The sequence below is a fragment of the Pseudomonas sp. W5-36 genome (genome assembly GCF_046540455.1).
Lineage (GTDB): Bacteria > Pseudomonadota > Gammaproteobacteria > Pseudomonadales > Pseudomonadaceae > Aquipseudomonas > Aquipseudomonas graminis_B.
Window position 1 is genome coordinate 134,009 of the sequence record NZ_JAXCIQ010000010.1, and the last position, 23,685, is coordinate 157,693.

20 protein-coding genes and 2 tRNA genes are annotated in these 23,685 nt (G+C 58.1%); 20 read left to right on the top strand and 2 right to left on the bottom strand.

The features are described from left to right. Positions 1 to 111 precede the first annotated feature (111 nt). On the top strand, positions 112 to 3,333 hold the full coding sequence (gene carB, locus SLW74_RS17520) for a carbamoyl-phosphate synthase large subunit (RefSeq protein WP_369318943.1): 3,222 nt from the start codon (positions 112 to 114) through the stop codon (positions 3,331 to 3,333). Further along, on the top strand, positions 3,330 to 3,806 hold the full coding sequence (gene greA, locus SLW74_RS17525) for a transcription elongation factor GreA (RefSeq protein WP_037015137.1): 477 nt from the start codon (positions 3,330 to 3,332) through the stop codon (positions 3,804 to 3,806). The genes carB and greA overlap by 4 nt, the downstream gene beginning before the upstream one ends. 171 nt (positions 3,807 to 3,977) lie before the next feature. Here the strand turns inward: greA and SLW74_RS17530 are convergent, their stop codons facing one another. After that, positions 3,978 to 4,286: a YhbY family RNA-binding protein gene (locus SLW74_RS17530; protein ID WP_065987608.1), complete on the bottom strand. Its 309-nt coding sequence runs from the start codon at positions 4,284 to 4,286 to the stop codon at positions 3,978 to 3,980. A 107-nt stretch (positions 4,287 to 4,393) separates the two neighbouring features. Here SLW74_RS17530 and rlmE point away from each other — a divergent pair, with 107 nt between their 5' ends. The 18 genes from rlmE to SLW74_RS17620 all read left to right on the top strand — a co-directional run bounded on the left by rlmE (position 4,394) and on the right by SLW74_RS17620 (position 22,804). Continuing rightward, positions 4,394 to 5,044 (top strand): 23S rRNA (uridine(2552)-2'-O)-methyltransferase RlmE, encoded by a 651-nt coding sequence (gene rlmE / locus SLW74_RS17535; RefSeq protein ID WP_192132956.1) that lies wholly within the window; start codon positions 4,394 to 4,396, stop codon positions 5,042 to 5,044. 189 nt (positions 5,045 to 5,233) lie between these two features. Then, the gene (ftsH, locus tag SLW74_RS17540) at positions 5,234 to 7,144 is read left to right on the top strand and encodes an ATP-dependent zinc metalloprotease FtsH (protein ID WP_065987606.1); all 1,911 of its coding nucleotides are present in this window, start codon (positions 5,234 to 5,236) and stop codon (positions 7,142 to 7,144) included. Positions 7,145 to 7,152: 8 nt separating this feature from the next. Then, positions 7,153 to 8,004 carry a dihydropteroate synthase gene (folP, locus tag SLW74_RS17545; protein ID WP_410929637.1) on the top strand — a complete coding sequence of 284 codons (852 nt, stop codon included), beginning with the start codon at positions 7,153 to 7,155 and terminating at the stop codon, positions 8,002 to 8,004. Between the two features lie 16 nt (positions 8,005 to 8,020). Continuing rightward, positions 8,021 to 9,364: a phosphoglucosamine mutase gene (gene glmM / locus SLW74_RS17550; RefSeq protein WP_192132954.1), complete on the top strand. Its 1,344-nt coding sequence runs from the start codon at positions 8,021 to 8,023 to the stop codon at positions 9,362 to 9,364. Between the two features lie 66 nt (positions 9,365 to 9,430). After that, positions 9,431 to 10,186 carry a triose-phosphate isomerase gene (tpiA, locus tag SLW74_RS17555; protein WP_065987603.1) on the top strand — a complete coding sequence of 252 codons (756 nt, stop codon included), beginning with the start codon at positions 9,431 to 9,433 and terminating at the stop codon, positions 10,184 to 10,186. Positions 10,187 to 10,190: 4 nt separating this feature from the next. Further along, complete coding sequence (gene secG / locus SLW74_RS17560; protein ID WP_074888489.1) at positions 10,191 to 10,574, top strand: preprotein translocase subunit SecG; 384 nt, start codon at positions 10,191 to 10,193, stop codon at positions 10,572 to 10,574. Positions 10,575 to 10,618: 44 nt separating this feature from the next. Beyond that, positions 10,619 to 10,704: transfer RNA gene (locus SLW74_RS17565), tRNA-Leu, on the top strand. A gap of 97 nt (positions 10,705 to 10,801) precedes the next feature. After that, positions 10,802 to 10,878 (top strand) — tRNA-Met (locus SLW74_RS17570). A gap of 127 nt (positions 10,879 to 11,005) precedes the next feature. Beyond that, positions 11,006 to 11,464: a ribosome maturation factor RimP gene (gene rimP, locus SLW74_RS17575; protein ID WP_065987699.1), complete on the top strand. Its 459-nt coding sequence runs from the start codon at positions 11,006 to 11,008 to the stop codon at positions 11,462 to 11,464. A 59-nt stretch (positions 11,465 to 11,523) separates the two neighbouring features. Continuing rightward, a complete protein-coding gene (nusA, locus tag SLW74_RS17580; protein WP_065987602.1) occupies positions 11,524 to 13,005 on the top strand; it encodes a transcription termination factor NusA in 1,482 nt (493 codons plus the stop codon). Positions 13,006 to 13,032: 27 nt separating this feature from the next. Then, the gene (gene infB, locus SLW74_RS17585) at positions 13,033 to 15,558 is read left to right on the top strand and encodes a translation initiation factor IF-2 (protein WP_410929638.1); all 2,526 of its coding nucleotides are present in this window, start codon (positions 13,033 to 13,035) and stop codon (positions 15,556 to 15,558) included. Between the two features lie 161 nt (positions 15,559 to 15,719). Next, positions 15,720 to 16,121, top strand: coding sequence for a 30S ribosome-binding factor RbfA (gene rbfA, locus SLW74_RS17590; protein WP_065987600.1), 402 nt, complete (start codon positions 15,720 to 15,722; stop codon positions 16,119 to 16,121). Positions 16,122 to 16,124: 3 nt separating this feature from the next. Next, entirely contained in the window at positions 16,125 to 17,042 is a 918-nt protein-coding gene (gene truB, locus SLW74_RS17595; protein WP_065987599.1) for a tRNA pseudouridine(55) synthase TruB, read from the top strand. A gap of 151 nt (positions 17,043 to 17,193) precedes the next feature. Next, positions 17,194 to 17,463, top strand: a complete 270-nt coding sequence (gene rpsO, locus SLW74_RS17600; RefSeq protein WP_037015114.1) for a 30S ribosomal protein S15 — start codon at positions 17,194 to 17,196, stop codon at positions 17,461 to 17,463. Positions 17,464 to 17,635: 172 nt separating this feature from the next. Further along, on the top strand, positions 17,636 to 19,741 hold the full coding sequence (gene pnp / locus SLW74_RS17605; protein ID WP_410929639.1) for a polyribonucleotide nucleotidyltransferase: 2,106 nt from the start codon (positions 17,636 to 17,638) through the stop codon (positions 19,739 to 19,741). A 294-nt stretch (positions 19,742 to 20,035) separates the two neighbouring features. Beyond that, positions 20,036 to 20,386 (top strand): BON domain-containing protein, encoded by a 351-nt coding sequence (locus SLW74_RS17610; RefSeq protein ID WP_065987597.1) that lies wholly within the window; start codon positions 20,036 to 20,038, stop codon positions 20,384 to 20,386. Positions 20,387 to 20,839: 453 nt separating this feature from the next. Further along, positions 20,840 to 21,841, top strand: a complete 1,002-nt coding sequence (locus SLW74_RS17615) for a response regulator (RefSeq protein WP_410929640.1) — start codon at positions 20,840 to 20,842, stop codon at positions 21,839 to 21,841. Positions 21,842 to 21,844: 3 nt separating this feature from the next. Beyond that, on the top strand, positions 21,845 to 22,804 hold the full coding sequence (locus SLW74_RS17620) for a GGDEF domain-containing protein (RefSeq protein WP_192132947.1): 960 nt from the start codon (positions 21,845 to 21,847) through the stop codon (positions 22,802 to 22,804). 40 nt (positions 22,805 to 22,844) lie between these two features. On the opposite strand, the gene SLW74_RS17625 is transcribed toward SLW74_RS17620, so the two are convergent. Further along, a complete protein-coding gene (locus SLW74_RS17625; protein ID WP_192132945.1) occupies positions 22,845 to 23,648 on the bottom strand; it encodes an ABC transporter ATP-binding protein in 804 nt (267 codons plus the stop codon). Positions 23,649 to 23,685: the final 37 nt, after the last annotated feature.

The following is a 23,685-nucleotide window of genomic DNA, read 5'->3' on the forward strand; positions in this document are numbered from 1 at the left end:
GACTGTAGCGAGCAGGTGACCGCGGCGGACCGGACCCGATCCGACAGCCCGCCCGGCACCTGAGATGTTCAAGACGGCTTGCCGACTGACACAGGATTCGAGTGACAACCCATGCCAAAACGTACAGACATTAAAAGCATCCTGATTCTTGGCGCTGGCCCGATCGTGATCGGCCAGGCCTGCGAATTCGACTACTCCGGCGCCCAGGCCTGCAAGGCCCTGCGCGAAGAGGGTTACCGCGTCATTCTGGTCAACTCGAACCCGGCCACCATCATGACCGACCCGGCCATGGCGGATGCGACCTACATCGAGCCGATCAAATGGGCGACCGTCGCCAAGATCATCGAAAAAGAACGCCCTGACGCTCTGCTGCCAACCATGGGCGGGCAGACCGCACTGAACTGCGCACTGGACCTGGAGCGCGAGGGCGTTCTGGAGAAGTTCGGCGTTGAAATGATCGGCGCCAATGCCGACACCATCGACAAGGCTGAAGACCGCTCGCGTTTCGACAAGGCCATGAAGTCCATTGGCCTGGCTTGCCCGCGTTCCGGTATCGCCCACAGCATGGAAGAGGCCAATGCGGTCCTCGAAAAGCTGGGTTTCCCGTGCATCATTCGTCCGTCCTTCACCATGGGCGGCACCGGTGGCGGCATCGCGTACAACCGTGAAGAGTTCGAAGAAATCTGCGCCCGCGGTCTCGACCTGTCGCCGACCAAAGAGCTGCTGATCGACGAGTCGCTGATCGGCTGGAAAGAATACGAAATGGAAGTTGTCCGCGACAAAAAGGACAACTGCATCATCGTCTGCTCCATCGAAAACTTCGATCCGATGGGCGTCCACACTGGCGACTCCATCACCGTTGCGCCAGCACAGACGCTCACCGACAAGGAATACCAGATTCTGCGTAACGCCTCGCTGGCGGTTCTGCGCGAGATCGGCGTAGAAACAGGCGGCTCGAACGTTCAGTTCGGTATCTGCCCTGACACCGGCCGCATGGTTGTGATCGAGATGAACCCGCGGGTTTCTCGTTCTTCTGCACTGGCTTCCAAGGCCACCGGTTTTCCGATCGCCCGAGTGGCAGCCAAGCTGGCTGTCGGCTACACGCTGGACGAGTTGCAGAACGAAATCACCGGCGGCAAGACCCCGGCGTCGTTCGAGCCATCGATCGACTACGTCGTGACCAAACTGCCACGCTTTGCGTTCGAGAAGTTCGCCAAAGCTGACGCGCGCCTGACCACTCAAATGAAGTCAGTCGGCGAAGTCATGGCCATCGGCCGGACTTTCCAGGAATCCCTGCAGAAAGCCCTGCGCGGCCTGGAAGTGGGTGTCAGCGGTCTCGATCCGAAGCTGGACCTCAGCAATCCGGAAAGCATGAGCATTCTCAAGCGCGAGCTGACGGTTCCGGGTGCCGAGCGCATCTGGTACGTCGCTGACGCTTTCCGTGCCGGCATGACGGTTGAACAGATTTTCGGCATGAACATGATCGACCCCTGGTTCCTGGTGCAGATCGAAGATCTGATCAAGGACGAAGAGAAGGTCAAGACCCTCGGCCTGTCGGCGATTGACCGCGACATCATGTATCGCCTCAAGCGCAAGGGCTTCTCCGATGCCCGCCTGGCCAAGCTGCTGGGTGTGACCGAGAAGAACCTGCGCACGCATCGTCACAAACTGGACGTGCTGCCGGTCTACAAGCGCGTTGACACCTGCGCCGCCGAGTTCGCCACCGACACCGCGTACATGTACTCCACGTACGAGGAAGAGTGCGAAGCCAACCCGACGAATCGCGACAAGATCATGATTCTGGGTGGCGGTCCGAACCGCATTGGCCAAGGCATCGAGTTCGACTACTGCTGCGTACACGCCGCGCTGGCCCTGCGTGAAGACGGGTACGAGACCATCATGGTCAACTGCAACCCTGAAACCGTATCGACCGACTATGACACCTCTGACCGTCTGTACTTCGAGCCGGTGACCCTGGAAGACGTGCTGGAAATCGTCCGCGTCGAGAAGCCGAAAGGCGTGATCGTCCAGTACGGCGGCCAGACCCCGTTGAAGCTGGCGCGCGCGCTGGAAGCTGCAGGCGTGCCAATCATCGGCACCAGCCCGGACGCCATTGACCGTGCAGAAGACCGTGAGCGCTTCCAGCAGATGGTCGAGCGACTGAACCTGCGTCAGCCACCAAACGCCACCGTGCGCAGCGAAGACGAAGCCATTCGGGCGGCGGCGAAGATCGGCTACCCGCTGGTGGTGCGTCCGTCCTACGTACTGGGCGGCCGTGCGATGGAGATCGTCTACGAAGAAGACGAACTCAAGCGCTACCTGCGTGAAGCGGTTCAAGTGTCCAACGACAGCCCGGTGCTGCTTGACCACTTCCTCAACTGCGCCATCGAAATGGACGTTGATGCGGTCTGCGACGGCACCGACGTGGTGATCGGCGCGATCATGCAGCACATCGAACAGGCCGGTGTTCACTCCGGTGACTCGGCATGCTCGCTGCCACCGTATTCGCTGCCGGCGCATATCCAGGACGAAATGCGTGAGCAGGTCAAGAAAATGGCCTTGGAGCTCGGCGTTGTCGGTCTGATGAACGTGCAGCTCGCATTGCAGGGCGAAGACATCTACGTCATCGAAGTGAACCCGCGCGCATCGCGTACGGTGCCGTTCGTGTCGAAGTGCATCGGAGTTTCCCTGGCGATGATTGCCGCTCGCGTCATGGCTGGCAAAACGCTGAAAGAACTCGGCTTCACCAAAGAAATCATTCCGAATTTCTACAGCGTGAAAGAAGCGGTGTTCCCATTCGCCAAGTTCCCGGGCGTCGACCCGATCCTTGGCCCAGAAATGAAGTCGACCGGCGAAGTCATGGGTGTCGGCGACACCTTCGGCGAAGCCTTCGCGAAAGCCCAGATGGGCGCCAGTGAAGTCCTGCCGACTGGCGGCACGGCCTTCATCAGCGTGCGTGACGACGACAAGCCGCTGGTGGCAGGTGTGGCACGCAGCTTGATCGAACTGGGCTTCGACATCGTTGCAACCGCTGGGACCGCACGCCTGATCGAAGAGGCCGGGCTGAAAGTTCGCCGCGTCAACAAGGTGACCGAGGGCCGTCCACACGTGGTCGACATGATCAAGAATGACGAAGTCACGCTGATCATCAACACGACCGAAGGGCGCCAGTCGATCGCTGATTCCTACTCCATTCGTCGCAATGCCCTGCAGCACAAGATCTACTGCACCACGACTATCGCTGCGGGCGAGGCCATCTGTGAAGCGCTGAAGTTCGGCCCTGAAAAAACCGTACGCCGCTTGCAGGATCTACACGCAGGACTGAAAGCATGATCAAGTACCCAATGACCGTTCAGGGCGCTCGCGCCCTGGAAGAGGAACACGCACACCTGACCAAGGTGGTTCGTCCCAAGCTCAGTCAGGACATCGGGACTGCGCGCGAGCTGGGCGATCTCAAGGAAAACGCCGAGTACCATGCCGCCCGCGAACAGCAGGGCATGGTCGAAGCGCGCATCCGCGACATCGAAGGCCGGATCCAGAATCAGGTGATCATCGACGTCACCACCATCCCTCACACTGGGAAAGTGATCTTCGGCACTACCGTCGAAATTGCAAACGTGGAGACAGACGACCGCGTCACCTATCACATCGTGGGTGAGGACGAAGCTGACTTCAAACTGGGCAAGATTTCGGTGGGCTCGCCGCTCGCTCGCGCGTTAATTGGCAAGGAAGAGGGCGATGTCGTCGCTGTGAAGACACCAAGCGGTGTGATCGAGTACGAAATCGTGGAAGTGCGTCACGTTTGATGATCAACACCCGCATTGCGCGGGTGTAGATTCAGACAGCGGGTTCGAAGGTCATTGCATGGCCTATCGAACCGGCGGTCGCATGTCGGGTCTGACCGGTTCGGCGCTCAACTTTGCAGCTGGGCATCGAATCTAACGGCCAGCGCGTGTTCGCCGCTGACCCGAAGAGGATCAGTTGAAGCGGTGGACGTTGGACAGCTGCTTGTTTACCTTCGGGTTCTTGCGGTAAATCAGCGCCATTTTGCCAATGACCTGCACCAGATCGGCCTTGCCGACTTTGCACAGTTCAGCGATGGCTGCCAGGCGGCTTTCGCGGTCGAGGATGTTGAGTTTGATTTTAATCAACTCGTGATCGCCCAGTGCGCGCTCCAGTTCGGCCAACACACCTTCAGTCAGACCATTGTCCGCCACGATCAACACCGGTTTCAGATGGTGGCCAATGGATTTGTATTGTTTCTTCTGCTCTTGAGTGAGCGGCATAATCTGACCTCTGCGTCTGATCTTGTAAAAAGCGGCGGCCAGTTTACCCGAGCGAGTCCGGGACCGCCCGGTTAATCGCGACTCGTCCTAATTTTTTGAGGTGCTCCGTGGCACGTTCCAAAACCAGCCATAACTGGCTTAAAGAACACTTCGACGACAAGTACGTCAAAATGGCGCAGCGGGATGGCTACCGTTCCCGCGCCAGTTACAAGCTCCTGGAGATTCAGGAGAAGGACAAGATCATTCGTCCTGGCATGACGGTCATCGACCTTGGCGCGGCGCCAGGCGGCTGGTCGCAGGTGACCAGTCGTCTGATTGGTGGTCAAGGTCGGCTGATTGCATCTGACATCCTGGAAATGGACAGCATCCCTGACGTGACTTTCATTCAGGGGGATTTCACCCAGGATGAGGTACTGGCGCAGATCCTCGAGGCTGTCGGTAATACGCAGGTAGACCTTGTGATTTCCGACATGGCACCCAATATGAGTGGATTGAGCGCTGTTGATATGCCTCGCGCAATGTTCCTCTGTGAGTTGGCGCTTGATTTAGCCGGCCGTGTGCTGCGCCCAGGTGGCGATTTCCTGATCAAAGTCTTCCAGGGTGAAGGGTTTGACGTGTACCACAAGGACATCCGCAAGCTGTTCGACAAGGTACAGATGCGCAAGCCTTTGTCGTCGCGAGACCGTTCCAGGGAGCAGTACTTGTTGGGTCGCGGCTTTCGCGGTGTAGAAGGATCGGCAAGCGATGAGCGCCTTTGATCAAGCGATAGCTTTTTTCAAATGGCTTTATCAAGGGAGCGTAACCAACATCGCGTAGTCAAAGTTTCACAAAGGGTTACAGACGCCGCCTGCCACGCCTGTAGGATCTGTAGTACGTTAGGCCGGTAAATATCATGCGAGGCACGCTCCAGCGTGGAGCTTGCTTCAGAGGGTAGCTAATTGAACGATATGGCAAAGAATTTGATCCTGTGGTTGATCATCGCGGCGGTTCTCGTGACCGTGATGAACAACTTCTCCAGTCCTAACGAGCCGCAGACCCTCAACTATTCCGAATTCATCCAGCAGGTGAAGGACGGCAAAGTCGAGAAGGTTGCCGTTGACGGTTACGTCATTACCGGCAAGCGCAGCGATGGCGACTCCTTCAAGACCATTCGTCCTGCCATTCAGGACAACGGTCTGATCGGTGATCTGGTCGACAACAACGTTGTGATCGAGGGCAAGCAGCCAGAGCAGCAAAGCATTTGGACTCAGCTCCTTGTCGCCAGCTTCCCTATCCTCGTTATTATTGCTGTCTTCATGTTCTTCATGCGCCAGATGCAGGGCGGTGCGGGGGGCAAAGGCGGACCGATGAGCTTTGGTAAAAGCAAGGCGCGTCTGCTCTCCGAGGATCAGGTCAAAACCACGCTGGCTGATGTCGCCGGCTGTGATGAGGCCAAGGAGGAAGTCGGCGAGCTCGTCGAGTTTCTGCGCGACCCGGGCAAGTTCCAGCGCCTCGGCGGTCGCATCCCTCGCGGCGTCCTCATGGTGGGTCCTCCAGGTACAGGTAAAACCCTGATCGCGAAGGCCATCGCGGGTGAAGCCAAGGTTCCGTTTTTCACGATCTCCGGTTCCGACTTTGTCGAAATGTTTGTCGGCGTGGGTGCAAGCCGTGTTCGTGACATGTTTGAACAGGCCAAGAAACACGCGCCTTGCATCATCTTCATCGACGAAATCGATGCCGTAGGCCGCCATCGTGGCGGCGGCATGGGCGGTGGTCATGATGAGCGTGAGCAGACGCTCAACCAGTTATTGGTTGAGATGGACGGCTTTGAGATGAACGACGGCATCATCGTGATCGCCGCCACCAACCGTCCAGACGTTCTCGACCCTGCGCTGCTGCGTCCAGGCCGTTTCGACCGTCAGGTGGTGGTTGGCCTGCCCGATATCCGCGGTCGTGAGCAGATTCTTAAAGTACACATGCGCAAAGTGCCAATGGGCGACGATGTTCAGCCAGGCGTGATTGCTCGTGGTACCCCGGGGTTCTCCGGTGCCGATCTGGCCAACCTGGTTAACGAGGCATCGCTGTTCGCTGCTCGCACAGGTAAGCGCATCGTCGAGATGAAAGAGTTCGAATTGGCGAAAGACAAGATCATGATGGGCGCTGAGCGCAAATCGATGGTCATGTCCGACAAAGAGAAGCGCAATACCGCTTATCACGAGGCAGGTCATGCGATTGTTGGCCGCGTCGTGCCAGAGCATGATCCGGTCTACAAAGTGTCGATCATCCCGCGCGGTCGTGCGTTAGGTGTGACGATGTTCCTGCCCGAGGAGGACCGCTACAGTCTGTCCAAGCGTGCCCTGATCAGTCAGATCTGCTCGCTGTACGGCGGTCGAATTGCCGAAGAAATGACGCTTGGCTTCGATGGTGTCACCACGGGTGCCTCCAACGACATCATGCGGGCCAGCCAGATCGCTCGGAACATGGTCACCAAATGGGGTCTGTCGGAGAAGCTTGGTCCATTGATGTATTCGGACGAGGAAGAAGGCGGTTACCTTGGGCGTGGCGGTGGCGGTCAGAACGCCAGTCTCTCCGGGGACACTGCCCGTCTGATCGACTCCGAAGTGCGCAGCATCATTGATCAATGCTACGGCACCGCGAAACAGATCCTCACGGACAACCGTGACAAGCTGGAAGCGATGGCTGATGCGCTGATGAAATACGAGACCATCGATGCCGAGCAGATCGATGACATCATGGCAGGCCGCACACCACGCGAGCCTCGTGATTGGGAAGGTGGTTCCGGAGATTCCGGCACCCCGATCGCACCTGTAGGTCCGCGTCCGGAATCGCCTATTGGCGGCCCTGCTGCTGAACACTAAGGTCTGACATGACTTCTGCGCTTCACCCGACCCGGTTGCCTTGCGGCAACCGGGTTCTTGATTTATCCCGCACGCACGTGATGGGGATCCTCAATATCACCCCTGATTCGTTCTCGGACGGCGGCCGTTTTGCGCAGCGCGACCTTGCGTTGCGTCATGCCGAAGCGATGATGCTGGCGGGTGCGACCTTGATCGACGTCGGGGGTGAGTCAACAAGGCCTGGCGCGCGATCGGTTTCTCCCGTTGAAGAGCTGGAGCGCGTGGCACCTGTCGTTGAAGCCATCAGCGCCGAGCTCGATGTGATTATTTCGGTCGACACCTCTACGCCGGCGGTCATCCGCGAGACTGCACGTCTGGGGGCAGGGCTCATCAACGATGTTCGCTCGCTTCGCCGTGACGGGGCGCTGGACGCCGCTGCGGCAACGGGTTTACCCGTCTGCCTCATGCACATGCGGGGCGAACCGACGGACATGCAGAATGACCCTCACTACACTGACCTGGTCGGTGAGGTCAGTGCATTCTTGCGCGAGCGCATGGAGCAGTGCGTCGAAGCGGGTATTCCTGTCGAGAGGATTATCCTTGATCCGGGATTCGGGTTCGCCAAGACCCTTGAGCATAACTTGAGCCTCTTCAAACACATGGAAGCGCTTCATGCATTGGGCCGTCCACTGTTGGTCGGTGTCTCCCGCAAAAGCATGATCGGCAAGGTTCTCGACAAACCTGTTGACCAGCGTCTGCACGGCGCCCTGGCGCTTGCCGCCATGGCAATGGTCAAAGGCGCAAAAATCCTGCGTGTGCACGACGTCCCGGAGACGGTCGACGTAGTGCGTATGATTGCTGCTGTTCAGTCAGCAAAATAAGAAATCTGGAGCACCCATGAGCACCAAGAAATATTTCGGTACCGACGGTATCCGCGGTCGTGTAGGCCAATTCCCGATCACCCCTGATTTCATGCTCAAGCTTGGCTGGGCGGCAGGGATGGCATTCCGGAAAATGGGCGCATGCCGAATTCTGGTAGGCAAGGACACCCGTATTTCGGGCTACATGTTCGAGTCGGCGCTCGAAGCCGGCTTATCTGCAGCGGGTGCGGACGTGATGCTCCTGGGGCCGATGCCGACGCCTGCGATCGCCTATCTGACGCGTACATTCCATGCCGAAGCGGGCATCGTGATCAGTGCGTCACATAATCCGCATTACGACAACGGCATCAAATTCTTCTCCGGGCAGGGCACCAAGCTGCCTGATGAAATCGAGCTGATGATCGAGGAGTTGCTTGACTCGCCGATGACCGTCGAGGAGTCCGAGAAACTCGGCAAGGTGTCCCGTATCAACGACGCCGCTGGCCGTTACATCGAATTCTGTAAAAGCAGCGTTCCGACCAGCACTGACTTCGACGGGCTGAAGCTCGTTGTCGATTGCGCCCATGGTGCGACGTACAAGGTAGCGCCAAATGTGTTCCGTGAGCTTGGCGCCGAGGTCACTGTACTGTCGGCGGCCCCCAACGGGCTCAACATCAATGACAACTGCGGCTCCACCCACATGGGAGCGCTGCAGGCCGCCGTTGTCGAGCATGGCGCTGACCTGGGCATCGGTTTCGACGGTGACGGCGACCGTGTGCTGATGGTCGACCATACCGGCGCGATCGTTGATGGTGATGAGCTGCTGTACATCATTGCGCGGGACCTTCAGGAGCGCGGCCAGTTGCAAGGCGGTGTCGTGGGTACGCTGATGAGCAACCTCGGACTGGAGCTGGCGCTTGCGGATCTCAATATTCCGTTCGTGCGAGCCAATGTTGGCGACCGCTATGTCATCGCAGAGCTGCTGGAGCGCGATTGGCAAGTGGGCGGCGAGAACTCGGGCCATGTCGTCTGCTTCCGGCATACCACAACGGGGGATGCAATCATCGCTGCATTACAGGTACTGCTGTCGATGAAGCGTACCGGACAGAGCCTCGCGCAATCGCGCGAAGGCCTGAAGAAATGCCCTCAGGTATTGATCAATGTGCGGTTTGAGGGTGGAGGCGTTGATCCGGTCAAACACCCCGCCGTTATTGAAGCCTGTGACCGCGTGACCGTCGCCATGGGCGGGCGTGGGCGTGTGCTTCTGCGCAAGTCCGGTACCGAGCCGCTGGTGCGTGTAATGGTCGAGGGCGAGGACGAAATCCTGGTTCGCGGGTATGCCGATGAACTGGCAAAACTGGTTGCTGAAGTTTGCGCCTGATTTCGGCTTGCCAGTGTTGAAACTGTTGGGTAACATCTGCGCCCACTTTGACCGACGAGGTACAGCATGCGTCGCCCTATGGTAGCTGGTAACTGGAAGATGCACGGTACCCGCGCCAGCGTCGCTGAGCTGATCGAGGGTCTCGCAAATCTTGCCCTTCCGGGTGGTGTAGATGTGGCGGTCTTCCCGCCAAGCCTGCACGTGAGTCTTGTAGTTGATTGCCTGGAAGGGCAGTTGATCTCCGTCGGTGCGCAGAACTGCGCCCATCAAGCAGGGCAGGGCGCTCTGACTGGCGAAGTGTCGTCGACCCAGTTGGCGGATGCAGGTTGCAAGTTTGTGCTCGTCGGGCACTCGGAGCGTCGTCAGGTAATGGGCGAAAGTAACGAGGTCCTGAATCGCAAGTTCGAGGCTGCCCAGGCAGCAGGTCTGATCCCGATACTTTGCATCGGCGAGACACTCGAGGAGCGAGAAGCAGGCAAGACGCTTGAGGTTGTCGGGCAGCAGCTGGGCAGCATCATCGAAGAGCTTGGCGTCGGTGCTTTCGTTAATGCGGTCATTGCTTATGAGCCAGTCTGGGCCATTGGTACCGGATTGACTGCCTCGCCTGAACAGGCGCAGGAAGTGCACGCAGCGATTCGTGCGCAGTTGAGACAAGAGAATTCTGAAGTCGCACAAGGTGTGCGTCTTCTATATGGCGGCAGCGTGAAGGCGGCCAATGCGGTCGAACTGTTCGGCATGCCGGATATCGATGGAGGCCTCATTGGTGGCGCCTCCCTGAATGCAGATGAGTTCGGTGCGATCATTCGCGCCGCGGGAAACTGAAAAAATGCTGGAAACAGTCGTAGTCGTTCTTCATCTGCTGGGTGCTCTGGGCGTTGTTGCTCTGGTTTTGCTGCAGCAGGGTAAAGGTGCCGACGCTGGCGCATCATTTGGAGCAGGTGCATCAAATACTGTGTTCGGTGGACAAGGTTCCTCTACCTTTCTCAGTAAACTTACTGCTATACTTGCCGCCTGTTTCTTCATGACCAGCTTAGGGTTAGGTTACTTTGCTAAAGAGAAAGCTCACCAGCTGACTCAAGTAGGTTTGCCAAATCCAGCGGTACTGGAAGTGAAGCAAAAGCCGGCAGCAGATGATGTTCCGGTTTTGGAAGGGCAACAGAAACCAGCTGCAGTACCTGCTGATGTTCCTGCCACTCCAGAGCAAAAGTAACACCGGATTCGCAGCTGTTTTTGGGGCTGCAAAAGAGTTGTAATGCCGAGGTGGTGGAATTGGTAGACACGCAACCTTGAGGTGGTTGTGCCCATAGGGTGTAGGGGTTCGAGTCCCCTTCTCGGTACCAATTAACAAGAAAGCCCGCAGTAGCGGGCTTTGTTGTAGGTGGATGTGTCGGATTGACCCAAATTTGGATCGGTCGTATACTTCCGCCCCAGCTTTGTCGCGGGGTGGAGCAGTCTGGTAGCTCGTCGGGCTCATAACCCGAAGGTCGTTGGTTCAAATCCAGCCCCCGCAACCAGTTTTAGCGGAGCCCCTTTTCAGGGGCTTTTTGTTAGCTGGACACTTTATGACGCCGCTTTTCGCCGGCGTTTTCATGATTGGGCTTTTGCCCATTTTTTATTTGCAGCATGCACGAGGGGGTTCAGGTGTCGAGCAAGCTAGAAGAGTTGCAGGCCTTGCTGGCCCCGGTGGTCGTGGCCCTAGGCTATGAATGCTGGGGTATCGAGTTTTCGTCTCAAGGGCGTCACTCGATGTTGCGCGTCTATATCGATAAAGAAGGCGGCGTGTTGGTGGACGATTGCGCGATCGTCAGCCGTCAGATCAGCGGTATTCTGGATGTAGAAGATCCGATCAGCTCCGAATACACGCTCGAAGTTTCCTCTCCAGGCATGGAACGCCCACTGTTTACCATTGAGCAGTTTGCGGAGTTTGCCGGGGCACAAGTGAAGATAAAGCTGCGTTCACCGTTTGAAGGTCGACGCAACTTTCAAGGCCTTCTCCGCGGGGTGGAGGAGCAGGACGTCGTGGTCCAGGTTGAAGATCACGAGTTTCTGTTGCCGATCGATCTGATCGACAAAGCCAACATTATTCCCACGTTTGACTAAGACGTGCCAGATACAGCGGATCCCGCGGATCCAATGGCTTGCGAAAGGCGAGGCGTACGATGAGCAAAGAAGTACTGCTGGTTGTTGAATCGGTATCCAATGAAAAAGGCGTACCGGCCGATGTGATTTTTGAAGCGCTTGAGATAGCGCTGGCTACGGCCACCAAGAAGCGTTTTGAAGATGAAGTAGATCTGCGTGTCGAGATCAATCGTCAAACAGGCGCCTATGAGACATTCCGTCGTTGGACGGTGGTCGAAGAAGACGATCTCGACGATCCGGCGATCGAAACGTGGCCGAGCAAAGTTGCGCTGACGCACCCCGGTGCCAACGTTGGCGATGTAGTAGAAGAGAAGATCGATTCCATCGAGTTCGGCCGCATCGCTGCGCAGACTGCCAAGCAAGTCATCGTGCAGAAAGTTCGCGAAGCCGAGCGAGCTCAAGTCGTGGACGCCTACCGTGAGCGTCTGGGCGAAATCATTTCCGGCACTGTTAAAAAAGTTACACGTGACAATGTCATCGTCGACCTTGGCAACAATGCCGAAGCTCTGCTGGCGCGTGAAGATATCATTTCGCGGGAAACTTTCCGCGTAGGTGTCCGCGTCCGAGCATTGCTCAAAGAAATCCGCACCGAGAACCGCGGCCCTCAGTTGATCCTGTCGCGTACTGCGCCGGAAATGCTGATCGAGCTGTTCCGGATTGAAGTTCCGGAAATCGCTGAAGGGCTCATCGAGGTGATGGCTGCCTCTCGTGATCCTGGATCGCGTGCAAAGATCGCAGTTCGCTCCAAGGACAAACGCATTGACCCGCAGGGCGCGTGCATCGGCATGCGTGGTTCGCGCGTACAGGCTGTTTCCGGCGAGTTGGGCGGCGAGCGTGTGGATATCGTGCTTTGGGACGATAACCCGGCGCAGTTCGTCATCAACGCCATGTCGCCTGCCGAAGTGGCAGCGATCATCGTTGATGAAGATGCCCACGCCATGGACATCGCTGTAGGCGCAGATAACCTCGCCCAGGCGATTGGCCGCGGTGGCCAGAACGTGCGGTTGGCCAGTCAGTTGACTGGCTGGACCCTTAACGTGATGACCGAATCGGACATCCAGGCCAAGCAGCAAGCGGAAACCGGTGACATCCTGCGCAACTTTATCGACGAGCTGGAAGTCGATGAGGATCTCGCTCAGGTTCTGGTAGACGAAGGCTTCACCAGCCTGGAAGAGATTGCCTACGTACCGTTGGAAGAAATGCTCAACATCGACGGCTTTGACGAAGATACCGTCAACGAGCTTCGCGCTCGTGCCAAGGATCGTTTGTTGACTAAAGCCATCGCTACTGAGGAAAAGCTGGCAGACGCCCATCCGGCCGAAGACCTGCTCTCGCTTGAGGGTATGGACAAGGATTTGGCGATGGAACTGGCGGTGCGCGGCGTAATTACCCGCGAAGACCTGGCCGAGCAGTCTATTGACGATCTGCTCGACATCGACGGCATTGACGATGATCGTGCCGGCAAGTTGATCATGGCCGCCCGAGCCCATTGGTTCGAGTAAGTAGATGCGGCCTGAGGAGAGAAGTGCATGACGCAAGTCACGGTGAAAGAACTGGCCAAAACGGTCGACACACCGGTAGAGCGCCTGTTACAGCAGATGCGTGAGGCAGGTTTGCCGCACAACGCCGCCGAACAAGTTGTGACCGATATCGAAAAGCAAGCCCTGTTGACGCACCTGAAAAGCGGTCACAAGGCCAAGGTGGAAGAGCCGCGCAAGATCACTTTGCAGCGCAAGACCACCAGTACCCTGCGCGTTGCTGGCAGCAAAAGCATCAGCGTTGAAGTACGCAAAAAGAAAGTTTTCGTTCAGCGCAGCCCGGAAGAAATCGAAGCCGAACGCAAGCGCGAGCTGGACGAACGTCGTGCGGTAGAGAATGCCGCTCGCCAAAAGGCTGAAGAAGAGTCCCGTCAGCGCGCTGAAGAAGAAGCGCGCCGTCAGCCTTCGTCTGGTGCCCCGGCTGCCGAGGCTGTTGCAGCGCCGGCACCGGCACCGCAAGCTGCCGAGCCAGCCCGGGAAACTCCGGCTGCGGCACCTGCGCCTACTGCCGATCGCAAGAAAGACGAACAGCGTCGCCCTGACAAACCACGCAACGACGATAACAATCGTCGCAGCGGCGGCGGTGGTGACGGCGAGCGCAAGAACGCCCCGCATCGCGCATCGGTCAAGGAAAAGGCGCCAACGCCACGCGTTGCTCCTCGTACTACCGACGAAGAAAGCGATGGCTTCCGTCGCGGCGGTCGCGGCAAGGCCAAGCTGAAGAAGCGCAACGCGCACGGTTTCCAGAGCCCTACCGGCCCTGTTGTGCGTGAAGTGAAGATCGGCGAGACCATCAGCGTGGGCGATCTTGCTCAGCAGATGTCGGTCAAAGCGGCCGAGATCATCAAGTTCATGTTCAAGCTGGGTACTCCGGCCACCATCAACCAGGTTCTGGATCAGGAAACTGCCCAGCTGGTCGCTGAAGAACTGGGCCACAAAGTGACCCTGGTCAGCGACACCGCGCTGGAAGATTCCCTGGCCGAGTCCCTGAAGTTCGAAGGTGAGACGTTCTCCCGTGCGCCGGTTGTAACGGTCATGGGTCACGTTGACCACGGTAAGACCTCGCTGCTCGATTACATCCGTCGCGCCAAGGTTGCTGCTGGCGAAGCCGGTGGTATCACCCAGCACATCGGTGCGTACCACGTAGAAACCGAACGTGGCATGGTGACGTTCCTCGATACCCCGGGTCACGCTGCGTTTACCGCAATGCGTGCCCGTGGTGCCAAGGCAACCGACATCGTGATTCTGGTTGTCGCTGCCGACGACGGCGTAATGCCGCAGACCATCGAAGCCGTGCAACACGCCAAGGCTGCCGGTGTTCCGCTGGTTGTTGCCGTGAACAAGATCGACAAGCCGGGCGCCGACCTGGACCGTATCCGCAGTGAACTGTCCGTTCACGGCGTAACGTCCGAAGAGTGGGGTGGCGAGACGCCTTTCGTCTCGGTCTCCGCGAAGATGGGTACGGGCGTTGACGAGCTGCTTGAAGCCGTTCTGCTGCAGGCCGAAGTTCTGGAATTGATGGCAACGCCGTCGGCTCCGGGTCGTGGTGTTGTCGTTGAATCGCGTCTGGACAAGGGCCGCGGCCCGGTTGCGACTGTTCTGGTTCAGGACGGTACGCTGCGTCAAGGCGACATGGTTCTGGTTGGCTCCAACTACGGTCGCGTTCGGGCAATGCTCGACGAGAACGGCAAGCCAATCAAAGAAGCCGGTCCATCGATCCCTGTCGAGATTCTCGGCCTGGACGGTACGCCGGACGCTGGCGACGAGATGAGCGTTGTTGCCGACGAGAAGAAAGCCCGTGAAGTGGCTCTGTTCCGTCAAGGCAAGTTCCGCGAAGTCAAGCTGGCCCGTGCTCACGCCGGCAAGCTGGAAAACATCTTCGAGAACATGGGTCAGGAAGAGAAGAAGACGCTCAACATCGTCCTCAAATCCGATGTCCGCGGTTCTCTGGAAGCGTTGCAGGGTGCATTGAATGGCCTGGGTAACGATGAAGTGCAAGTGCGCGTAGTGGGCGGCGGCGTCGGTGGTATCACCGAAAGCGACGCCAACCTGGCACTGGCCTCCAACGCTGTACTGTTCGGCTTCAACGTGCGTGCCGATGCTGGCGCGCGCAAGATCGTCGAGCAGGAAGGTCTGGACATGCGTTACTACAACGTCATCTACGACATCATCGAAGACGTCAAGAAAGCCCTCACCGGTATGCTTGGCAGTGACGTTCGGGAGAACATCCTGGGTATCGCTGAAGTCCGCGATGTGTTCCGCTCGCCGAAATTCGGCGCGATCGCAGGTTGCATGGTCATCGAAGGCGTTGTCTTCCGTAACCGTCCAATCCGTGTACTGCGTGAAGACATCGTTATCTTCGAAGGCGAGCTGGAATCCCTGCGTCGCTTCAAGGATGACGCTTCCGAAGTACGTGCCGGCATGGAGTGCGGTATTGGCGTCAAGAGCTACAACGACGTCAAGGTCGGTGACAAGATCGAAGTCTTCGAGAAGGTCCAAGTGGCTCGCAGCCTCTAAATCGCGAGCTTCAGGAGTCATGGCTTGCGCCGCATGAAAGTGCCAGGCGTCGGTCATGGACTCTAAACGCAACGCCCGGTCCGGCTCTCGCCAGGCCGGGCGTTTGCCGCTTTCAGACCACATGGCTTTTGCCATGGGTCAGCAGTGACAGGTAACAAGACATGGCAAAAGAATACAGCCGTACCCAACGTATCGGCGATCAGATGCAGCGTGAGCTGGCACAGCTGATCCGTCGTGAAATCAAAGACCCCCGCGTGGGGTTGGTCACCATCACCGCCGTCGACGTCAGCCGTGATGTCGGCCACGCGAAAATCTTCATGACCGTGATGGGGCAGGACAGCGCCGAAGAAATCGCGCAGTCGATCAAGGTGCTCAATGCTGCTGCAGGGTTCCTGCGTATGCAGCTGGCCCGTGAGATGAAGCTGCGCAGCGTTCCGCAACTGCATTTCCATTACGACGAAAGCGTTGCCCGTGGCGCGCATTTGTCGGCATTGATCGAGCGTGCGGTGGCTGAAGATGGTCAGCACCAAACCGCACCCAAGCAAGACGGTCCGGAGGAATAAGGCGTGGCTCAGGTCAAGCGTATTCGCCGTAACGTCAGCGGGATCATCCTGCTCGACAAGCCGCTGGGCTTCACGTCCAACGCCGCGCTGCAGAAAGTGCGCTGGTTGCTCAACGCCGAAAAAGCCGGCCATACGGGCAGTCTCGATCCGCTGGCAACCGGCGTTCTGCCGCTGTGCTTCGGTGAAGCCACCAAGTTTTCCCAGTACCTGCTCGATTCCGACAAGGGTTATGAAACCCTGATGCAGCTCGGCAAGACCACCACCACGGCCGACGCCGAGGGTGAGGTGCTGCAGACGCGGCCTGTGACCGTTGGTCGCTCGGATATCGAGGCGGTGCTTCCGGCATTTCGCGGGGATATCAGTCAGATACCGCCGATGTACTCCGCCCTCAAGCGGGACGGTCAGCCGTTATACAAGCTGGCCCGAGCAGGGGAAGTGGTGGAGCGCGAACCGCGTTCTGTTACTATTGCGCGCCTGGAATTATTGGCGTGTGAAGGTGAGACCGCTCGTTTGGCTGTCGACTGCACCAAAGGCACCTATATTCGTACCCTCGTGGAAGATATCGGTGAAAAGCTGGGCTGCGGTGCTTACGTCGCCCAGTTGCGTCGCACCCAGGCCGGTCCTTTCACGCTGGCCCAGACGGTAACGCTGGAAGAGCTGGAAGCCGTGCATGCCGAAGGCGGTAACGAAGCGGTTGATCGCTTCCTGATGCCATCGGACAGCGGATTGCTGGATTGGCCGCTGCTGCAGTTCTCCGAGCACAGTTCGTTCTACTGGCTGCATGGCCAGCCGGTGAGAGCCCCCGACGCGCCGAAGTTTGGCATGGTGCGGGTGCAGGATCATGAAGGACGCTTCATCGGGATCGGTGAAGTGAGTGAAGACGGGCGCATTGCGCCGCGTCGACTGATTCGGTCAGAGTGACCGGACCCGTCGCGGCAGGGTTTCCTGGCACGGCGGTACGAGGGTGGCTGTTAACAGGCATGGTCACTCCTCACATTTAAATACGAGAGTCAGCTCTCGGCCTGTTGAAACCGTCTCTCAGGAGCGGTTTCTTGATAAAAGGAATGCCCACATGGCACTCAGCGTTGAAGATAAAGCTCAGATCGTAACCGACTACCAGCAAGCTGTTGGTGATACTGGTTCGCCAGAAGTGCAAGTTGCACTGCTGACCGCCAACATCAACAAACTGCAAGGCCACTTCAAGGCCAACGGCAAGGATCACCACTCCCGTCGTGGTCTGATCCGTATGGTAAACCAGCGTCGCAAGCTGCTGGATTACCTGAAAGGTAAGGACGTTAGCCGTTACAGCGCCCTGATCGGTCGTCTGGGTCTGCGTCGCTAATAACGACTCGGATAGAGGTTGGTTGGTCGTCATGTTCCGCTGGTTTTACCAGTGGGCTGGCGGGCTCCCAGCCTCTAGTTGTATCTGGACTGCCGAAGGGTCCGATTCCCCTCGCTGCCCAAGAATTCGCAAGAAACCAGTTCCCCAAGAGCCACAAAGAAGGTAGGAAACCGTGAACCCGGTAATCAAGAAATTTCAATTCGGTCAATCGACCGTAACCCTCGAGACTGGCCGTATTGCCCGTCAAGCCTCTGGTGCTGTATTGGTCACCGTTGACGACGACGTCACCGTTCTCGTGACTGTGGTCGGCGCCAAGCATGCAGACGCAAGCAAAGGCTTTTTCCCTCTTTCCGTTCACTACCAGGAAAAGACCTACGCCGCTGGCAAGATCCCTGGTGGTTTCTTCAAGCGTGAAGGCCGTCCTTCCGAAAAAGAAACACTGACCTCGCGTTTGATCGACCGTCCGATCCGCCCACTGTTTCCAGAAGGCTTCATGAACGAAGTGCAGGTTGTCTGCACCGTCGTCTCCACCAGCAAGAAAACCGATCCGGACGTCGCTGCGATGATCGGTACTTCGGCTGCGCTGGCAATCTCCGGTATTCCGTTCGACGGCCCGATCGGTGCCGCGCGCGTTGCTTTCCACGAGAGCACCGGCTACCTGCTGAACCCGACTTACGAGCAACTGAAAGCATCGAGCCTGGACATGGTCGTTGCCGGCACCGAAGAAGCGGTACTGATGGTTGAGTCGGAAGCCAAAGAGCTGACCGAAGACCAGATGCTGGGCGCCGTGCTGTTCGCCCACGACGAATTCCAGTCGGTCATCAAGGCCGTCAAAGAGCTGGCCGCCGAAGCTGCCAAGCCAACCTGGAACTGGGCGCCGAAAGCTGAAGCCACTGAACTGCTGGGCGCTATCCGCTCCGAGTTCGGCGCAGCGATCTCCGAGGCCTACACCATCACCGTCAAGGCCGATCGCTATGCTCGCCTGGGTGAGCTGAAGGATCAGATCGTTGCCAAGCTGGCTGTTGAAGACGGCAGCCCGTCCGCCAGCGAAGTCAAAGCGGCATTCGGCGAGATCGAATACCGCACCGTTCGCGAAAACATCGTCAACGGCAAGCCGCGTATCGACGGTCGCGACACCAAGACTGTGCGTACGCTGAACATCGAAGTCGGCGTTCTGCCGAAGACTCACGGTTCGGCGCTGTTCACCCGTGGCGAAACTCAGGCGCTGGTCGTGGCCACCCTGGGTACCGCGCGTGACGCTCAGCTGCTCGACACCCTCGAAGGCGAGAAGAAAGACCCGTTCATGCTCCACTACAACTTCCCTCCGTTCTCGGTGGGCGAGTGTGGTCGCATGGGTGGCGCCGGTCGCCGTGAAATCGGTCACGGCCGTCTGGCCCGCCGTTCGGTTCAGGCCATGCTGCCGGCTGCCGACGTGTTCCCGTACACCATCCGCGTCGTATCGGAAATCACCGAGTCCAACGGTTCCAGCTCCATGGCGTCGGTCTGTGGTGCTTCGCTGGCGCTGATGGACGCTGGTGTTCCAATGAAGGCGCCGGTCGCCGGTATCGCCATGGGTCTGGTTAAAGAAGGCGAGAAGTTCGCCATCCTGACCGACATCCTGGGTGACGAAGACCACCTGGGCGACATGGACTTCAAAGTGGCCGGTACCGCCAAAGGTGTCACCGCGCTGCAGATGGACATCAAGATCAAGGGCATCACCGAAGAGATCATGGAGATCGCTTTGGGTCAGGCGCTGGAAGCACGTCTGAACATCCTGGGTCAGATGAACACCATCATTGGTCAGTCGCGCACCGAGCTGTCGGAAAACGCTCCGACCATGATCGCGATGAAGATCGACACCGACAAGATCCGCGACGTGATCGGCAAGGGCGGCGCTACCATCCGTGCCATCTGCGAAGAAACCAAAGCGTCGATCGACATCGAAGACGACGGCTCGATCAAGATCTTTGGCGAAACCAAGGAAGCTGCTGAAGCTGCACGTCAGCGCGTTCTGGGCATCACCGCTGAAGCCGAGATCGGCAAGATCTACGTCGGCAAGGTCGAGCGCATCGTCGACTTCGGCGCGTTCGTTAACATCCTGCCGGGCAAAGACGGTCTGGTGCACATCTCCATGTTGAGCGACGCTCGCGTAGAGAAGGTCACCGACATCTTGAAAGAAGGTCAAGAAGTCGAAGTGCTGGTGCTGGACGTGGATAACCGCGGCCGTATCAAGCTTTCGATCAAAGACGTTGCAGCTGCCAAGGCGTCGGGGGTTTAACCCGCCTCCTGCAGTAGATGAAAAAGAGCCCTTCGGGGCTCTTTTTTTTGAATGCAATTAATGGCTTAGGGAGCCAGACCGTCGTCGGGCGGCTCGTCAGAACATGCATCTTGCAAGCGGAACTTTCGTAAAGCGGGCAATCTGCACGACAGCTGTGGATCCATGAAAACATAAGTATTTGATTTATAAGGAATATATTTGTGATCGTGTGTTGGCACAGCGCTTGCGACATTGTAGGTAACCCTGCAGCCAATCAGATTGGCGCAGATTCTGAGAAAAACAGGAGTTACCCGTATGAAGAAGTTCGCTATTGCTGCTGCTACCGCCACTGCTCTGACTCTGACTATGGCCAACGTAGCCATGGCTCAGACCTCTGCTCAAGCTCCAATGACTGTAGCTGCAAACGAAGTCGCCAAAACCAAAGAAGCTACTTCTGACACTTGGATCACCACCAAGGTCAAATCTGACCTGCTGACCGAAAAAGGCATTCCAGGCTCCGACATCAAGGTTGAGACCAACAAAGGCGTGGTATCCCTGTCGTCGACTGTCGCTATCACTGATGCGCAGAAAACCACCGCTGTTGCGATCACCAAGAAAATCAAAGGCGTGAAAGCTGTTTCGGCTGATGGCCTGAAAGCTGAGTAATTACATTCTGCTGAACCTGGAAAATAGCCGGCTGACAGTGTGAAAGTCGTCAGGCGACTGATTCAAGGTTCATGCGAAGGGCCACAAGGATTTGGTCAATAAAACCCCGACGTTCGCGCCGGGGTTTTTTTATGTCCTCATTTCTGCACGACCAGCTTGTTTCGCAGCTGAGACGAGCATTTGACATCTTCTCGCCACGCCCACTGAGTTATCCTCCTACGCCACGCGCTATCCAAGTGAAGGTGTCTAGACCATCCAATTGATAGAAGTCAGTGCGGCTGTGCACAGTAATTGCATATCACGCAGCCCATTGCTGGATGGGTGGCGAATCTACCCACAGCGTTGACACTTTGATGACCTGTCATCGGCTACAGTCTGGCGTACCTTCGCTTCTCTGTGGCGAAGCTGCTTTACTCCGGGCCAGGCCTGAAACTCTTTTGCTGTGAGAAGTAGATGCCCACGATTCCCTTACTGATTTGCGACGACTCCAACATGGCGCGCAAGCAGCTGATGAAGGCCCTGCCGCCCGAGTGGGATGTGTCGGTGACCACGGCGGCCAATGGCCGTGAAGGGATCGAGGCGATTCGCCAGGGTCTGGGCCGCGTGGTGCTGCTGGATCTGACGATGCCGGACATGGACGGTTATCAGACGCTGGCCGCCATTCGCGCGGAAAGCCTGCAGGCCAGCGTCATCGTTGTCTCCGGTGACGTTCAGGAAGAAGCGGTGCGGCGCACCCTGGAACTGGGCGCGCTGGCCTTCCTGAAAAAACCGGCTGATCCCGATCAACTGCAGCAGACCCTTGAGCGACTAGGCCTGTTGGGAGAGAGCGCCAATCAGTCTCTGGCCCTGGCATCGGGTGGCGATCAGGCCGCCATCAGTTTCAATGACGCATTCCGCGAGACCGTGAACGTGGCAATGGGCCGCGCCGCCGCGTTGTTGGCGCGGGTCTTGGGCGTGTTCGTGCAACTGCCGGTGCCCAACGTCAACATGCTGGAGGTGGGCGAGCTGCACATGGCGCTGGCGGATGCCCAGGCCAATGACCGGCTCACGGCGGTGTGTCAGGGCTATATCGGTGGCGGCATCGCCGGCGAAGCGCTGTTGTTGTTTCATGATTCGGATATCGCCGACATGGCGCAACTGATGAAGGTCGACGACGCCGACTACTCTGACATGGAGATGTTGCTGGACCTGTCGTCCATCCTGATCGGCGCTTGTCTGAGCGGCATTGCGGAGCAGCTCGACGTCGCCTTTTCCCAAAGCCACCCCCAAGTGCTGGGCTTGCACAGCGGCATTGAAGAGCTGATCCGTCTCAACGAGCGGCGCTGGAAGAAGACGCTGGCTGTGGAGATCAGTTACAGCCTGGAAGGCCATAACATCCATTTCGATCTGTTGATGTTGTTCACCGAGGACTCGGTCGAGCTGCTGTCGCGGAAACTCGCCCATTTGATGAGCTGATTCATGAACGATCGTATCGATTTCAAAGAATTGCACTGGCTGCTCACCGTGACGCAGAACATCGACGTCGGCGTGGTGGTGCTGGATCAGGAGTACCGGGTGCAGGTCTGGAACACCTTCATGGAGAACCGTTCCGGGATACTGTCGTATGAAGCGGCGACCCGTTCGTTCTTTTCGCTGTTCCCGGAGATCAACGAGCGCTGGCTGAAGAACAAGATCGACAGCGTGATTACGCTGGGAACCCCAGCGTTCACGATCTGGGAGCAGCGCCCTTATCTGGTTCATTTCAAGAGCTATCAGCCCATCACCGGGCAAGAAGACTTCATGTACCAGAACACCACGATGTACCCGCTGCGGTCGACGACCGGGGTGGTCAGCCATGTGTGTCTGGTGATCTACGACGTCACCGATGTGGCGACGAACCGTCTGCAATTGCAGGCCGCCAACCGCGAGCTGCAGAAGCTATCGAGCACTGACCGCCTGACCAGCCTGTACAACCGCGGTCACTGGGAAGAAGCACTGCGTCTGGAGCATGCGCGGCACGTGCGCTACGGCACTACGGCGTCGCTGGTGATGTTCGACATCGATCACTTCAAGCGCGTCAACGACACCTACGGGCATCAATGCGGAGACCGGGTGATCCAGCGGGTGGCGGACGTCGTGCGTGAACACATCCGTGAAGCTGACATCGCCGGTCGTTACGGCGGCGAAGAGTTTGCGGTCTTGCTGCCCGACACCGACAAGCAAGGCGGCGCCATGTTCGCTGAGCGTCTGCGCGCCGCCGTCGAGGCGCTGGACGTCATGCAGGAAGGCGAAGCCATTCATTGCACGATCAGCCTGGGCGTCGCTGACATGACCTCGCCGATGGATGATCACAAGACGCTCATCGAGCGCGCAGATCAGGCCCTGTACGAGTCCAAAAAGAACGGTCGCAATCGCGTGTCGGTGGATACGTCGGATTGAAGCACCGGCGGAGGGCCGCCTCGAAGGCGGTCTTCACCCGCTAGGACAACTCCGCGAAATCGCTGAGCACGTCATCCCTTAGAGAGATAAACCGTGCGTCGCTGCGATTGCGCGGGCGGGGCAGGTCGATGTCGACGATACGCCGGATCCGCCCCGGATGCGGCTGCATTACCACCACCCTATCACCGAGATAAACCGCCTCATCCACATCATGGGTGACATGGACCATGGTGATCTTTTCCTGCTGCCAGATGTGCTGCAACTCACGCTGCAATCGCGTACGGGTCAGCGCATCCAGTGCGCCGAAGGGTTCGTCAAGGAGCAGCACGCTGGGCCGATTGACCAGTCCCCGGGCAATCGCCACCCGTTGCGCCATGCCGCCGGAAATCTGGTGCGGGTACGACTCAGTGAAATCCTGCAGGCCAACCAGCTGAATGTGTTCGCGTACGGTGTCACGCTTTTGCGCGGCGCTCAGCGGTGCGTTCTTCAGGCCGACCGCGACGTTCTGCTCAACCGTGAGCCACGGGAAAAGCCGGTGATCCTGGAACACGATGCCGCGCTCAAGCCCCGTGCCCCTGATCGGCTTGTCGTCCAGCAGGATGCGGCCGTCGAATGCTTCGTCCAGGCCGAGGATCAACCTGAGGAGCGTTGATTTGCCACAACCACTGGCACCGACGATGGTGATGAACTCCCCCGGCGCGATGTCCAGCTGGACGTTGTCCAGAACGTGCAGTTGGGTGTCGGCGCCTGCATGGGTAAAGTGCTTGCTGATGTTTTCCAGGCGCAGCCCGTTGCCCTGTGACGGGGCGAGGGGCTGGGCGGTAAGCGGTTGGGTACTGGGCATGAGCGTTCCTTCTGACATTCGGTTTGGGGAAGCGAGA